The organism is Pseudomonas sp. S3_A03, from assembly GCF_054668275.1.
In genome coordinates this window covers 2590462-2604344 of record NZ_CP162753.1, presented here as the reverse complement: position 1 = coordinate 2604344, position 13883 = coordinate 2590462, and the positions used below count along the sequence as shown (strand labels likewise).

At 62.0% G+C, this 13883-nt stretch carries 16 protein-coding genes; 12 read left to right on the top strand and 4 right to left on the bottom strand.

The genetic code is table 11. The features are described 5' to 3' along the window. The first annotated feature begins 1 nt into the window (after position 1). The 12 genes from mltG (at position 2) to AB4O25_RS11700 (ending at position 11395) form a co-directional block, all read left to right on the top strand. Complete coding sequence (gene mltG / locus AB4O25_RS11755; RefSeq protein WP_460150877.1) at positions 2-1123, top strand: endolytic transglycosylase MltG; 1122 nt, start codon at positions 2-4, stop codon at positions 1121-1123. Positions 1124-1142: 19 nt separating this feature from the next. Continuing rightward, the gene (gene tmk, locus AB4O25_RS11750; RefSeq protein WP_017529487.1) at positions 1143-1775 is read left to right on the top strand and encodes a dTMP kinase; all 633 of its coding nucleotides are present in this window, start codon (positions 1143-1145) and stop codon (positions 1773-1775) included. Then, entirely contained in the window at positions 1768-2757 is a 990-nt protein-coding gene (locus AB4O25_RS11745) for a DNA polymerase III subunit delta' (protein ID WP_460150876.1), read from the top strand. The genes tmk and AB4O25_RS11745 overlap by 8 nt, the downstream gene beginning before the upstream one ends. Positions 2758-2822: 65 nt before the next feature. Further along, positions 2823-3608 carry a TatD family hydrolase gene (locus AB4O25_RS11740; protein WP_065876817.1) on the top strand — a complete coding sequence of 262 codons (786 nt, stop codon included), beginning with the start codon at positions 2823-2825 and terminating at the stop codon, positions 3606-3608. A gap of 442 nt (positions 3609-4050) precedes the next feature. Beyond that, a complete protein-coding gene (locus tag AB4O25_RS11735; RefSeq protein ID WP_017529490.1) occupies positions 4051-4719 on the top strand; it encodes a TetR/AcrR family transcriptional regulator in 669 nt (222 codons plus the stop codon). A 114-nt stretch (positions 4720-4833) separates the two neighbouring features. Further along, entirely contained in the window at positions 4834-5802 is a 969-nt protein-coding gene (locus tag AB4O25_RS11730) for a GTP 3',8-cyclase MoaA (RefSeq protein WP_065876815.1), read from the top strand. Positions 5803-5950: 148 nt separating this feature from the next. After that, a complete protein-coding gene (locus AB4O25_RS11725) occupies positions 5951-6556 on the top strand; it encodes a DUF4823 domain-containing protein (protein WP_460150875.1) in 606 nt (201 codons plus the stop codon). Positions 6557-6583: 27 nt separating this feature from the next. Next, positions 6584-7144 (top strand): DUF1285 domain-containing protein, encoded by a 561-nt coding sequence (locus tag AB4O25_RS11720; RefSeq protein ID WP_017529493.1) that lies wholly within the window; start codon positions 6584-6586, stop codon positions 7142-7144. Positions 7145-7214: 70 nt separating this feature from the next. Beyond that, a complete protein-coding gene (locus tag AB4O25_RS11715; protein WP_460150874.1) occupies positions 7215-7928 on the top strand; it encodes a GntR family transcriptional regulator in 714 nt (237 codons plus the stop codon). Then, positions 7912-8925: an ADP-ribosylglycohydrolase family protein gene (locus AB4O25_RS11710; RefSeq protein ID WP_460150873.1), complete on the top strand. Its 1014-nt coding sequence runs from the start codon at positions 7912-7914 to the stop codon at positions 8923-8925. Before AB4O25_RS11715 ends, AB4O25_RS11710 begins: the two co-directional genes overlap by 17 nt. 93 nt (positions 8926-9018) lie before the next feature. Then, entirely contained in the window at positions 9019-10485 is a 1467-nt protein-coding gene (locus tag AB4O25_RS11705) for a purine-cytosine permease family protein (protein WP_065876813.1), read from the top strand. Further along, positions 10478-11395, top strand: coding sequence for a PfkB family carbohydrate kinase (locus tag AB4O25_RS11700; protein WP_017529497.1), 918 nt, complete (start codon positions 10478-10480; stop codon positions 11393-11395). The genes AB4O25_RS11705 and AB4O25_RS11700 overlap by 8 nt, the downstream gene beginning before the upstream one ends. A 52-nt stretch (positions 11396-11447) precedes the next feature. Here the strand turns inward: AB4O25_RS11700 and AB4O25_RS11695 are convergent, their stop codons facing one another. The 4 genes from AB4O25_RS11695 to AB4O25_RS11680 form a co-directional block, all read right to left on the bottom strand. Beyond that, positions 11448-11828 (bottom strand): Rho termination factor N-terminal domain-containing protein, encoded by a 381-nt coding sequence (locus tag AB4O25_RS11695; protein ID WP_017529498.1) that lies wholly within the window; start codon positions 11826-11828, stop codon positions 11448-11450. 51 nt (positions 11829-11879) lie between these two features. After that, on the bottom strand, positions 11880-12146 hold the full coding sequence (locus tag AB4O25_RS11690) for a hypothetical protein (protein WP_017529499.1): 267 nt from the start codon (positions 12144-12146) through the stop codon (positions 11880-11882). Positions 12147-12197: 51 nt separating this feature from the next. Continuing rightward, on the bottom strand, positions 12198-12530 hold the full coding sequence (locus tag AB4O25_RS11685; protein WP_017529500.1) for a hypothetical protein: 333 nt from the start codon (positions 12528-12530) through the stop codon (positions 12198-12200). Positions 12531-12615: 85 nt separating this feature from the next. Then, complete coding sequence (locus AB4O25_RS11680; RefSeq protein ID WP_460150872.1) at positions 12616-13812, bottom strand: MFS transporter; 1197 nt, start codon at positions 13810-13812, stop codon at positions 12616-12618. Positions 13813-13883: the final 71 nt, after the last annotated feature.

Here is a 13883-nt window from a genome sequence, read left to right as displayed (position 1 = left end):
GTTGATACGAAAACTGGTTGTACTGCTGCTGGTCGGTCTGTTCTCGGCGGCGTTGCTGTTGGGCTTTTCTGTCTGGAAATACGACGCTGCCTTGAAGCAACCGTTGAACCTGACCCAGGAGCAGTTGCTCGATGTGCCGGCTGGGGCGACCCCTACCGGTATGTTCAATCGCCTTGAAGCCGACGGCGTGCTCGATGGCGCCTTCTGGTTGCGCCTTTACTGGCGCTTCAACCTCGATGGGCAGCCGCTGCACAGCGGCGAATACCGTATGGCTCCCGGCATGACCGCCCAAGGCCTGATCGGCCTGTGGCAGCGCGGCGAAGTGGTGCAATACAGCCTGACCCTGGTAGAAGGCTGGAATTTCCGCCAAGTGCGCTCGGCCTTGGCCAAGCACGAAAAGATTGTGCAGAGCCTGCCGGGGCTGAGTGACAGCGAAGTGATGGAGAAGCTCGGCCACCCCGGCGTATTTCCCGAAGGACGGTTCTTCCCCGATACCTACCGCTTCGTGCGTGGCATGACGGACGTCGAATTTCTCAAGAAAGCCTACAACCGCCTGGATGACGTGCTTGCCCAGGAGTGGAACACTCGCGCCGCCGATGTGCCGTACACCGATCCGTATCAGGCACTGATCATGGCCTCCCTTGTCGAGAAGGAAACCGGCGTACCGCAAGAGCGCGGGCAGATCGCCGGGGTTTTTGTGCGGCGGTTGAAGGTCGGTATGTTACTGCAGACCGACCCCACGGTGATCTACGGCCTGGGCGAGCGCTATAACGGCAAGTTGACCCGCGCCCACCTCAAGGAAGCCAACCCCTACAACACCTACATGGTGGCTGGCCTGCCGCCGACGCCGATCGCCATGGTCGGCCGCGAGGCGATCCATGCCGCGCTGAACCCGGTGCCGGGCAGCAGTCTGTATTTCGTCGCCCGTGGCGATGGCAGCCATATTTTCTCCGATGACCTGGGTGCGCATAATGCCGCCGTGCGAGAGTTTCAGCTCAAGCGCCGCGCCGACTACCGCTCCAGCCCGGCGCCGGTGGCAAAGCCTGCCGAAGACGTGATGCCGCCCGCAGACGCACCCGCCGAGCCCACGCCGGACACCGCCGCGCCGCAAAGCCCGCAATGACTCTGACTAAGGACTGCCTGTGACTGGCTTGTTTATTACCCTGGAAGGCCCGGAAGGCGCCGGCAAAAGCACCAACCGCGATTACCTGGCCGAGCGCTTGCGCGCCGAAGGTATCGAAGTGGTGTTGACCCGCGAGCCTGGCGGTACGCCGCTGGCCGAGCGCATTCGTGAAGTGCTGCTTGCCCCAGGCGAGGAACAGATGAACCCGGACACCGAGCTGCTGCTGGTGTTTGCCGCCCGTGCCCAGCACCTGGCCGAGGTGATTTGCCCGGCCCTGGCACGTGGAGCGGTGGTGATTTGCGACCGTTTCACCGATTCTACCTACGCCTACCAGGGAGGTGGTCGTGGCTTGTCTCTGGAGCGTATCGCCACTTTGGAAACCTTCGTGCAGGGCGATCTACGCCCTGACCTGACGTTACTGTTCGACCTGCCGGTGGAAGTCGGTATGGCCCGCGCCAGCGCCCGTGGCCGTCTTGATCGTTTCGAGCTGGAAGGCCAGGCATTTTTCGATGCCGTACGCAGGGCCTTCCTCGCGCGTGCCGAGGCTGAGCCGGCGCGCTATCACCGGCTGGACGCCGCCCGGCCATTGGCCCAGGTGCAGCAAAGCATTGATGCGCTGCTGCCCACGTTATTGGAGCGCGCCCGTGGCTGAGGCCTATCCGTGGCAGGACAGCCTTTGGCAGCAGTTGGCCGGCCGTGCCCAGCACGCCCATGCCTACTTGCTGCACGGGCCAATCGGTATCGGTAAGCGCGACCTTGCCGAGCGCCTGATGGCCAGCTTGCTGTGCGAACGCCCGGTCAACCTGAACGCCTGTGGCGAATGCAAATCCTGCCTGCTGCTCAAGGCCGGCAGCCACCCCGATAACTACCTGCTGGAACCCGAGGAAGCCGATAAGGCGATCAAGGTCGACCAAGTGCGCGACCTTGTCAGCTTCGTGGTGCAGACCGCGCAAATGGGCGGGCGCAAGGTGGTGCTGATCGAGCCCGTGGAGGCGATGAATATCAACGCCGCCAACGCCTTGCTCAAAAGCCTGGAGGAACCTTCCGGCGACACCGTGCTGTTGCTGGTGAGCCATCAGTCCAGTCGCTTGCTGCCGACCATTCGCAGCCGTTGCGTGCAGCAGGCGTGCCCCTTGCCCAGCGAGGCTATGAGCTTGCAATGGCTGGGGCAGGCGTTGCCGGACTGCTCCGAAGACGAGCGGGTGGAATTGCTCACCCTGGCAGCCGGCTCGCCTCTGGCCGCAGTAAAGTTGCAGGCCCAAGGCGTGCGCGAGCAACGGGCACTGGTGGTGGATGGCGTTAAAAAGCTGCTCAAGCAGGAACTCTCCGCGACACAACTGGCCGAGAGCGCCTGGAAGGATATTCCACTGCTGTTGTTGTTCGATTGGTTCTGCGACTGGTCGAGCCTGATCCTGCGTTACCAGTTGACCCAGGATGAAAACGGCCTTGGCCTGCCGGATATGCGCAAGGTGGTGCAATACCTCGCGCAGAAAAGCGCCCAGGAAAAAGTACTGAATATTCAGGACTGGATCCTCGCCCAGCGCCAGAAGGTGCTCGGCAAGGCCAACCTCAACCGTGTGCTGTTGCTCGAAGCGCTGCTGGTGCAGTGGGTCGGGTTGCTTGGCCGACGTTAATTTCCGTGGCCGACAGGTGTATCGTCGGCCAGACAACTTTCTGTGATCTCAAGTCGTAATTTCCTATGCTCGTAGACTCCCATTGCCACCTTGATCGTCTCGACCTCGCCCAGCACAACGGCTCCCTGGATGCAGCGCTGCAAGCCGCTCGCCAGCGTGGGGTAGGGCACTTCCTGTGTATCGGCGTCAGTGCCGACAACGCCGCCGACGTCAAGGCCCTGGCGGACCGTTATGCCGACGTAGACTGCTCGGTGGGTATCCACCCACTGGACCTCAAGCCCGGCGAAGCCCCCGCCCTTGATTGGCTGCTGAGTGAGCTCAACCATCCGCGTGTGGTCGCCATCGGCGAAACCGGCCTGGATTATCACTACGAGCCTGAAGCCGCCGAGTTGCAGCAGGCTTCCTTCCGGTTGCACCTGCAAGCCGCCCAGCACACCGGCAAACCGGTGATCATCCACACCCGTGGCGCCCGCGCCGACACCTTGGCGCTATTGCGCGAAGCCGCCTTGCCCCAGGCCGGTGTGCTGCATTGCTTTACCGAAGACTGGGACATGGCCAAGGCCGCCCTGGACCTGGGGTTCTATATTTCCCTGTCGGGTATCGTCACCTTTCGCAATGCCGATGCCCTGCGTGACGTGGCGCGGCAAGTGCCGGCGGATCGGCTGCTGGTGGAGACCGACTCGCCGTACCTGGCCCCCATCCCTTATCGTGGCAAGCCGAACCTGCCGCAGTATGTGCGCGAGGTGGCGGATTACCTGGCGATGCTGCGCGGCGAGCCTTACGAGCGGTTTGCCGAACAGACCACCGAGAATTTCAAGCGCCTGTTCCCATTGGCCCGCGTTGGCGGGTAACGAGGCCAAATCGCGGGCAAAAAAACCCGGGTTCTGGGGGGTGAATCCGGGTTAAGACCATTAGGAGTAAAACAAGGGCACACAGTCCGTCGGTACCCAGGCCGGCGCTTCACTTGGGGGAGATGTCACGCCGACAGTTGAAGTATTGATCATGTTCTGATTCAGTCCAGTCTTTGCTGCTCGTTTTTTAAACAGATTTGGAATACGTCCACTTCGCTTGAGTTCTCATGGCGGGGTGTACGGGGATAGATGTTGCGTATTATTTCTGACTGATTCCCATGAAAACGTTGGCGTGCTGAAAGTAAGTGCGTGTCGGGTTCACATAGGCGTTGCCCAACGACCGTTCAGTCGGGATAATCCCTTGCACTGGGTAAATCGTATCGCCATGTATTCGTGGCCCTGCGCAACCCTTCCTATTCCGACCTTTGCAGACCTCTTCCTCATGCACAAAGAACCCCGTAAGGTCCGTGAGTTTCGCCGCCGTGAGCAGGAAATTCTCGACACCGCCCTCAAGTTGTTCCTCGAACAAGGCGAAGACAGCGTCACCGTCGAGATGATCGCGGATGCCGTGGGTATCGGCAAAGGCACCATCTACAAGCACTTCAAGTCCAAGGCCGAAATCTACCTGCGGCTGATGCTCGATTACGAGCGCGACTTGAACGAGCTGCTGCATTCGGCCGATGTGGACAAGGATAAGGAAGCCCTGTCCCGCGCTTATTTCGAGTTCCGCATGCGTGACCCGCAGCGCTATCGTCTGTTCGACCGCCTGGAAGAGAAAGTTGTCAAGGGCCATCAGGTGCCGGAGATGGTCGAGGAGTTGCACAAGATCCGTGCCTCGAACTTCGAGCGTCTGACCCTGCTGATCAAGGGCCGTATCAGCGAAGGCAAGCTTGAAGACGTACCGCCGTATTTCCACTACTGCGCCGCCTGGGCCCTGGTGCACGGTGCCGTGGCGCTGTATCACTCGCCGTTCTGGAGCAATGTGCTGGAAGATCAGGAAGGATTCTTCCAATTCCTGATGGACATCGGCGTACGCATGGGCAACAAGCGTAAGCACAGCAGCGAGCCGGCGCCGGTGGAAGCCGCACCCGTCGACGCGCCTGCCACGTAATGATTTGCTGCCAGGCGTAGTACCCCAGGAATATACTCAGGCAAGGACCTTGCTAAAAACTGATTTATAAGTCAGCTTTCAGTGCGCCCGAATTATCCTCTGCCGGAGTGATCCATGATCGTTGATCGTCAAGGCAGGCGTTTTCGCAATTTGCGGATCAGCCTGACCTCAGCCTGCAATTATGCGTGTACCTACTGCGTGCCTAACGGCAAGCGGCTGGTGGCTGCCCAGGACGAACTCTCGGCCGAGGCCATGGCCCGTGGCGTGGCGTACCTGATCGAAGCGGCGGGCATCGACCGCCTGCGCATCACGGGCGGTGAGCCGCTGGTGAGCCCCAAGCTGGAAGCCTTCATGGGGGCCGTGGGGCAAATGGGCCTCAGTGATATCAGCCTGACGACCAATGGCCAACTGCTGGCACGCAAACTTCCGCTATTGGTGGATGCGGGTATCAAGCGCATCAACGTTTCCCTCGACACACTAGATGCCGACGCCTTCCGCGGAATCGCCCGGGGCGGCGACCTCGCCACCGTACTTGATGGCATGGACCAGGCTCGCGCGGCCGGAATCAAGATCAAAGTCAATATGGTGCCGTTGCGTGGCCAGAACCTGGACCAGGTCATGCCGCTGCTCGACTACTGCCTGGAGCGCGGCTACGAATTGCGATTTATCGAGTTGATGCGCATGGGCCACCTGGCCAAGGATTCCAATGCGTTCCTGCAGCAATTCGTCAGCCTGCAGCAGCTGCTTGGCTTGATCGGCGAACACCATGAATACCTGCAAGCCAACGCGCCCGTGGATGCCACGGCGGTACGCTACGAAGTACCGGGCAAAGGCTTCTTTGGCGTGATCGCCAACGAAAGCGTGCCGTTCTGCCGCACCTGTTCGCGGCTGCGCTTGTCATCCACCGGGTGGCTGCATGGCTGCTTGTCGTCGAGCAACCGTCACTACGTCGGCGACTTGCTGGACAAACCGCGTCATCAAGCGCTGCCGGCCCTGCAAGGCTTGCTGATGAAGGCGCTGGGCGACAAGCAGGAAGTGGCGTTCTCCGGAGGGGCCACCATCATGAAAATCATTGGCGGCTGAGCCTATTCCAACCATTTCACATAACTGAAGGTGGAGGGGGTTCGCAAGCACCCTCCCACCTTGAGTTATGCGTTGTTTGCAGATGGCGCGGTTTCTGCATCTCACGCCCATTCGCCGGTTTTCCGTCACCGGCTTCTGGAGGATTAGGATGCGTAGTCTGGTTTTGTTGCTGGCGTCGTTGACGCTGAGTGGTTGCATGACCGTCAGCGATATGGCCGAAGGCACCCGCTATCAGATGAGCGACGCCGGCTTGCTTGACCATAGCGATACCCGTCGAACCGCATCGGTTCGCATACAACCGGACTCCTTTGTCTTTATAGCCCAAGGCGCTTTCGTGCCGCCGGGCAGCGCCTATCCGCGCCCGAACGTAGTGGCCGAAGAAGCCTTCAATGGCTTCGTTGAGTACTTTCCCATGGTGCGCCGCGCCCGTCAGCCCGAAGGCTTGGAGCAGGCGCTGGCCGAAGCCCGTGCGGCGGGTGCGCACTACTTGCTGTACTGCCGCTTCGCCAAGGCGGATGACCGTATCGGCAACGCCGATGAATGGGCGGACCAAGAGGCCCTGGATCGTGTCGGCCTGGACAATGGTGTTGTCCAGATCATGTTGATCGAGACCAGCACGCAGTATTTAATTGATACCGCACGTATCCGCAGTCGTGGCGGTTTACTGACGTTCCACGACAACAAGCCGGAAGACCTGATCGCCCGCCCACTGGCGCAGTACGCACGAGGGCTGCTGGGCATGGGTGATCAGTAAGCCCGGCAGGTAAAAAAGGGAGACCTCATGACCGATTCCGCCAAGGCCAACGATCTGCTCGCCCAACTGCCCAAAGGCAAGGGACCGGCGCCGGTGCACCTGTGGAACCCGGATTTCTGCGGCGACATCGACATGCGCATCGCCCGCGACGGCACCTGGTTCTACCAGGGCACGCCGATCGGGCGTAAACCGATGGTCAAGTTGTTCTCCAACATCATCCGCCGCGATGGCGATGATTACTTCCTGGTGACTCCCGTCGAAAAAGTCGGCATCCGCGTCGATGACGCGCCCTTCGTCGCGGTGACCCTGGAGGTCGAAGGGCAGGGTGAAAGCCAGGTGCTGCGCTTTACCAGCAACGTCGACGAGCAGATCGAGGCGGGCCTCGAACACCCGCTGCGGGTCGTCACAGACCCCGTCACCCAGGAGCCGTCACCTTACTTGCGTGTGCGCACCAACCTCGAAGCCCTGGTGCATCGCAACGTGTTCTACCAATTGGTCGAGTTGGCGGTAAGCCGCCCAATCAACGGTCAGAACTGGCTGGGCGTATGGAGCGGCGGCGAGTTTTTCCGCATTGGCCTGGAGCCCTGAGGTCGGTATTTTCACCTCGCTGAAATAATTCGCTTGCTGCAATCTGACGCTTTCGGTTATCAATTTGGACATGATTAGACATGTGCGATTTGATAAGAAAAAACGCGTCGTCGACGAGCTCATCCGCCGTATCGAGGGTGGGGTGATGGCCGACGGTGTCCTGCTGCCTGGAGAACATCAATTGGCCCAGGAGTTTGCGGTCAGTCGCGGCACCCTGCGCGAGGCCCTGGCCGAACTCAAGCGGCGTCATTACATTGCGACCCAGAGCGGCGTAGGTTCCATCGTCACCTTCGACGGCATGGTGCTGGATCAAAATAGCGGCTGGGCCCAGGCCCTGGCTGACACCGGTGCGCTGGTGACCACCGATATCCTGCGTCTGGAAGCGGTGACCCGGCCGGACCTGCTCAGCCGATTCGGCAGCGACCAATTCATTGCTCTCGACCGCCGCCGGCGCACCACTGACGGTACCGCCGTATCCCTGGAGCGTTCGCTGATGCCGGCGTCCGGCGGGCTGGAAAGCCTGCCCAGGGTCGGCCTCATCGATGATTCCCTGACAATCACCCTGGCGGCCTATGGTTACATCGGCGCCGACGGTGACCAATGGATCGGCGCCGAGCCACTGAGCGATGAAGACGCCGAACTGCTGGGTCGCCCGGCGGGTAGCGTGTTCCTCAAGGCGTCGCGTACCACTTACGACCGTCGTGAGCGTTTCATGGAATACGTCGAGAGCTTGCTCGACCCTGTGCATTTTCGCCTGCACTTGCAGTTTGGATCTTCGAAATGACCCTCAAACCCGCGCCCTCGGCGCCTTCTACGGTCTGGCCCTGGGCGATGCCCTGGGTATGCCTACCCAGTCCCTGAGCCGTGAGCAAGTGCAACAGCGCTTCGGGGCCATCACTGCCCTGGAAGCGGCTGGCCCCGACCAACCCATCGCACCGAATATGCCCGCGGGCGCCATCACCGACGACACTGAACAGGCGATCCTGGTCGGTGAGTTGCTGGTCGAGGGCCAGGGCAAGATCGCACCCACCGTACTCGCCCAGCGGTTGATCGACTGGGAAGCACGGATGCGCGCCAAGGGCTCCCAGGATTTGCTCGGGCCGTCGACCAAGCGTGCCATCGACCTGATCCTTGCCGGGCACACGCCCCAAGAGTCCGGACGCTACGGCACCACCAATGGCGCCGCCATGCGCATCACGCCCGTGGGCATCGCCGTGGATGTGAGCGACCCGGCAAAGTTTATCCAGGCGGTGATCCAGGCGTGCCAGGTCACCCACAACACCACATTGGGCATCTCCAGCGCGGCGGCGGTGGCTGCGGTAGTGTCCGCCGGCATCAATGGCGTCGACTTGGGCGAAGCCTTGAACATCGGCACCCAGATCGCCCAACAGGCGCAAGGCCACGGCCATTGGGTTGCCGGCGGGCGTATTTCCACCCGTATCAGTTGGGCGCGCACCTTGAGCGTCGGCAGTGGCGACAAAGCCCTGTTTGCCGACCTGGTGTATGAACTGATTGGCACCTCCGTCGCCTCCCAGGAGTCGGTGGTGGTGTCGTTCGCCCTGGCTCAGCAAGTGGCGGTGGGCGACATGAACGCGTTCGAAGCCCTGTGCCTGGCCGCCAGCCTGGGCGGCGACACCGACACCATCGCGGCGATTCTGGGAGCGATGCTGGGGGCGTGCCTGGGCATGCAGTGCTGGCCCGAGGCGATGATCGAGCAGGTCAAGCGGGTCAACGGCCTGGATCTGCAGCCGCTGGTGCAGGCGCTGCTCAACATGCGCTAAGCACCGCAGGCAAGCCCTCTGCCACACGGGGCTCGTTCAGTCAGGAAGACATCTGCCACAACCACAACAATGCAGGCATCAGGGAGCATCCTCATGAGCAGCACCTCTTGCGGCCAAAGCGCCGGGCAATTGGAAACACGCGGCATCGAACCGGTCCCCGAAAGCGAGTGCAACGGCCATCCGCTGCAACTGTTCTGGGTGTGGTTTGCCGCCAACATCAGCATCCTGGGTTTGCCGCTGGGGGCGACGCTGGTGGCGTTTCGTGGCCTGGCGATCTGGCAGGCGATCATCGTGGCGATCCTCGGCGCCGCCGGTTCCTTTGCAGTGGTGGGCATCATCTCCATTGCCGGTCGTCGGGGCCGTGCGCCGAGCCTGACCTTGTCTCGCGCCATTTTCGGCGTGCGCGGCAATATCGGTCCTACGCTGGTCTCGCTGATGTCGCGCCTGGGCTGGGAAACGGTCAACACCACCACGGCGGCGTTCGTGTTGCTGTCGCTGTGTTCGATCCTCTTCGGGTCAGCGGTAGAGGCGAAAAGCGCACCGCTGCTGACGTTGATCTTTATCGGTATTTTCGTGCTGCTGACCCTGGCCGTTTCCGGCCTGGGCCATGCCACGTTGCTGGTGATCCAGAAGTGGGCCACCTATGTGTTCGGTGCGTTGAATATCCTGGTAGGCGGCTTCCTCTGCGCCACCATCGACTGGAGCGCCGTGTTCAACGCCACACCGGCCCCGCTCAGCGCGATGATCATCGGCATCGGCACCATGGCCGCCGGCACCGGTATTGGATGGGCCAACGCCGGCGCCGATATGTCGCGCTACCAGCATCGCAGCGTCAAGGCCGCGCGCCTGGTGGCGTCCGCCGCGTTCGGTGCGGGCATTCCGCTGGTGCTGCTGATCACCCTCGGCGGCCTGCTGTCGGTGGGTAACAACGACTTGGCCTCGGCCACCGACCCGATTATTGCGATTCGCGACATGCTGCCCACCTGGATGGCCGTGCCGTACCTGATCACCGCGTTCGGCGGGCTGTTGCTGTCCAATAACCTGTCGGTGTATTCGGCCGGGCTCACCACCTTGACCCTCGGGTTGAAGGTCAAGCGCGTACATGCGGTGATCGTCGACATTGTCGCGATCTTTGCCGGTTCGATCTACTTCATGCTGATCGCCGACAGTTTCTACGGCCCATTCATTACCTTCATCTCGCTGCTGGCGGTGCCGATCACCGCGTGGGTCGGAATTTTCGTGGTCGACCTGATCCACCGTCACCACTACAGCGCCAAAGACCTGCTGGACGTGAGCCCAAGCAGCGCCTATTGGTATCGCGGCGGTGTGGAATGGCGTGCCTTCGGCGCCTGGGCCGTGGCCATCGTGCTGGGGTTCAGTTTCACCACCATTGGCACCACGGCCGAGAACATCTGGTTTGCCGGCCCATTGTCCGACTCCTGGCTGGGCCATAACGGCTTGGGCTGGATCGTTACCTTCCTGCTGGCCGGCGGGGTTTATGCGGTGTTGGGTGGCGCGGCTGACCGTCGCCCAGTGCCGGTAGAAAGCCACAATGTCTAGATTGCTGCACACCGGCCAGGTCATCGTCGACTTGGTCATGGCCCTGGATACCTTGCCCGCGACCGGCGGTGATGTACTCGCCAAATCGGCCAGTTTCGAGGCCGGAGGTGGTTTCAACGTCATGGCCGCTGCCCGTCGCAACGGGTTGCCGGTGGTCTACCTGGGGCGTCATGGCAACGGGCGCTTTGGTGACCTGGCACGCGCGGCGATGCAGGCCGAGGGTATCGACATGGCCCTTGCCACAAGCCCTGACAAGGATACCGGCCTGTGTGTGTCGCTGACCGAAGCCACCACCGAGCGCACCTTCATTTCCCACCTCGGCGCCGAGGGCGAACTCAGCGCCCAGGACTTGGCTGACGTGGTACCGCGTGCTGACGACTATATCTATGTCAGCGGCTACAGCCTGCTGCTTGAGGGCAAGGCCCAACCCTTGCTTGACTGGCTGCTGGCATTGCCACGAAACACAGTGGTGGTGTTCGACCCAGGCCCGTTGGTCAAGGCGCCGGGTTCGGCCTTGATGCGCAGGCTGTTGCCGCGTATCGACATCTGGACCAGCAACGGGCCGGAAGCGCTGGCGTTTACCGGTGCGTCGGATATCAACGCAGCGCTGCCCGCGTTGAGCCGGCACCTGCCCGCCAACACGCTGCTGGTGGTGCGTGATGGACCCAATGGCTGTTGGGTCGGGCGCGTGGGGCACATTGAGCACGTGCAGGGCTTCAAGGTGCGTGCCGTGGACAGCAACGGCGCAGGCGATGCGCATGCCGGGGTGTTTATTGCGGGGTTGGCAAACGGTCTGGAACCCGCTGAAGCGGCACGCCGAGCGAACGCGGCGGCGGCGTTGGCGGTGACGCGCTGGGGGCCGGCTACCTCTCCCGGTACCGCTGAAGTTGACGCCTTGCTCGCCGAATAAACACGGGCAACCTGTGGGAGGGGCAAGCCCCCTCACACATTTGGCGCTATGTTTAGCCGGCCTTTTTCAGCGCCGCGATCAGTTCATCCTTACGCATCGTCGAACGCCCCGGAATATTCTTGGCCCGCGCTTCCTTCATCAGGCTTTCCTTGGTTTGCGTCCCCAGCGAAGCACCGCTACTACGCGAATGACCCTTCCGGCTGGCGGCCGCTCGTTTGGCCGATTCCTCTCGGTCCTGGGCCTTCTTCGCCGGGGCCTTGCGTTGGCCCGAGCCCCCGGCCTTTTCGCCACCGCCGGACTGCTTGTTGACGGTAGCCCAGGCACGGGCTTCGGCTTCTTCCTTGGACACGCCCTTGTGCTCGTAACTGTCTTCGATATGAGCGGCTTTGCGCTTCTGTTCGGCGGTGTATTTGGCTTTGCTTCCACGAGGCATCGCGATACTCCTTCTGGCCCTCGGTAACCGGGCCAGGCCAGGCAAAATAGATTACTGAGTGAGTTCACCGTCGAGCTTGCGCGCTTCGTCCACGCCCGATGCGGTCAGCTTGATGGGCAGGTTCAACGAATATTCGCCGGCGTCGTCGGTGGTGACATGACCATCCCTGATAAAACCGCGGTCTTGCAGGCCGGCCAACACGCCGGCCACTTCCTTTTCGCCACGGTAGTTGTCCAGCAGCTCCTTGCCCAGGCCCTGGGGGTGGGCGTGCAACAGGCGGGTGAGCACTTCTTTTTCGAGGTTTCTATCAACGTTCATGCATACCTCTTCACTGGGAAATGATCAGGTGTCGGTGTTGCGTGCGAAGGCTCAAGGCGCCGGTTGTTTCGGCGTGCCTGGCACGTTGGAATCGTCACCTTTGTTGACGCCGGGCTGATTGATTCCGGGGCCCATCTTGCCGTTGCCGACGCCCGCAGGTGCTTGGCGTTGCGGGTCGTCACCTCGGGTGCGTGGGTCGGTGCCGTTGTCGATGATCGCGCCGCCGTTGGTGTCGAGGCCGGTGCCCATGGACTTTTGCGAATCGGTGGTGGCGTCCGGGGTCGGGTCGGTCGGGCCGGTGGTCGAGCCGGCGGCAAATGCGCTCAGCGAAGCGGCGGACAGCAGGCCGGTGAGGGCGAGGGCAGCAAACTTGGTCGTGTTCATGAGGATGTCTCCATAGGGTTATTGTCCTTACCCTTTATTGGTCAGTCCTCGTTTTGCGTTGGTGCCTGGGTGGCGACGAACGGTATCAGCCCAGCTGCAAGATTTTCTCTGCTGTCGCCCTGCGCCACGCCAGCCGCGCCACGCTGATCAACCAATTGCCGGCAGCCACTGTCAGCACGCTGAGCATCAGCGCGGGCAAGCCGAAGTCAACGATGATCCAGCCCGCCAGCCATGGGAAACCGAACACACCGACGAAGTAGGCGAGGCTGAACAACAGCAAGGCCTGGGGCGTAGTGCCAACGGGTGCCTCGTTGGCCACCTGGCCATTGATCACCGAATACGTCAGGCCATAGCCGACCCCCAGGGTCACGGCCGCGAACAGGTAACTGGCATTCCCGCTCACGCCAAAGGTGAACAGCAGGATAGCCCCCAGCATCAGCCCGGACAGCGCACAGGCGGCCACATAGGCATCGCGCTTGACCACGTAGCCGGCGATCAACAGGCGGCTGGCAATCGCCGCACTCACGAAGCCTGCGAAGAACAGCGAGTAATCCAGCCCGTGGGCCGCCGCATAGCTGGTCTGGAACGAAGACAACCCGCCAAACACACACCCTCCGAGGCCGACCATGACGATGGCAAATACCGCCCGCGAAGACAGCACGCGGCGGCAAGCTGCCCAGGAAATTTTCGACACCGGCGCCGTGGTGTGGCGTTTGAGCGCGGTGCCCAATCGCCAGAACACCAGCACCCCGAGCAGGCTGGCCAGGGCGGCAATGTAGAAAGCGCTGGTCAACGGCAGGCCCTGGGCATTCGCGGCCCGGCCCAGCAACGGTCCCGAGCCGATGCCGCTCATCATGCTGCCCGACAGCAGAGCGAAATATCTGGCGCGTTGTTGCGGCTCCACCAGCATCGCCACGATGATCGGCCCCAAGGTATAGAACACGCCCCAGCCCAGCCCGAGGGACAAGCCGAACAGCATCAAGCCCTCGCCAAAACCCGGCGCCAGCGCAAAACCCAGGCACGCCACCACCAGCAACCCACCCATGCCCGCAATCGCCCGCGCCGCGCCCCAGGCATCCGCCAGATGCCCGCAAAGCAGCACCGCCACGAAGGTACTGAGCATCGCCGTGGAGATCACACTGCCCGCGTCGTGCTCGTTGCCGCCGCGCGCATGAATCAGCAACGACAATAGGAACGTCGAGCCGTAGGACAGCGACAACAGGAAACTGGCAAGGCAAAACAGCGCGAACAGCTTCGTGCTCACCGGGGACGTGGACTGCATGGGGCCGCCTGGAGGTGATTGGAGTGATGCGCCACTGTTTACCACGCACACCGTCCGGGTTTGTTCTGTGG

Excerpts from the sequence above, each read along its gene's own strand:
- AB4O25_RS11740 (WP_065876817.1), top strand. The coding sequence starts at position 2,823 with ATGCTCGTAGACTCCCATTGCCACCTTGATCGTCTCGACCTCGCCCAG.
- AB4O25_RS11735 (WP_017529490.1), top strand. The coding sequence starts at position 4,051 with ATGCACAAAGAACCCCGTAAGGTCCGTGAGTTTCGCCGCCGTGAGCAG.
- AB4O25_RS11730 (WP_065876815.1), top strand. The coding sequence starts at position 4,834 with ATGATCGTTGATCGTCAAGGCAGGCGTTTTCGCAATTTGCGGATCAGC.
- AB4O25_RS11725 (WP_460150875.1), top strand. The coding sequence starts at position 5,951 with ATGCGTAGTCTGGTTTTGTTGCTGGCGTCGTTGACGCTGAGTGGTTGC.
- AB4O25_RS11720 (WP_017529493.1), top strand. The coding sequence starts at position 6,584 with ATGACCGATTCCGCCAAGGCCAACGATCTGCTCGCCCAACTGCCCAAA.
- AB4O25_RS11715 (WP_460150874.1), top strand. The coding sequence starts at position 7,215 with ATGATTAGACATGTGCGATTTGATAAGAAAAAACGCGTCGTCGACGAG.
- AB4O25_RS11705 (WP_065876813.1), top strand. The coding sequence starts at position 9,019 with ATGAGCAGCACCTCTTGCGGCCAAAGCGCCGGGCAATTGGAAACACGC.
- AB4O25_RS11700 (WP_017529497.1), top strand. The coding sequence starts at position 10,478 with ATGTCTAGATTGCTGCACACCGGCCAGGTCATCGTCGACTTGGTCATG.
- AB4O25_RS11695 (WP_017529498.1), bottom strand. The coding sequence starts at position 11,828 with ATGCCTCGTGGAAGCAAAGCCAAATACACCGCCGAACAGAAGCGCAAA.
- AB4O25_RS11690 (WP_017529499.1), bottom strand. The coding sequence starts at position 12,146 with ATGAACGTTGATAGAAACCTCGAAAAAGAAGTGCTCACCCGCCTGTTG.
- AB4O25_RS11685 (WP_017529500.1), bottom strand. The coding sequence starts at position 12,530 with ATGAACACGACCAAGTTTGCTGCCCTCGCCCTCACCGGCCTGCTGTCC.
- AB4O25_RS11680 (WP_460150872.1), bottom strand. The coding sequence starts at position 13,812 with ATGCAGTCCACGTCCCCGGTGAGCACGAAGCTGTTCGCGCTGTTTTGC.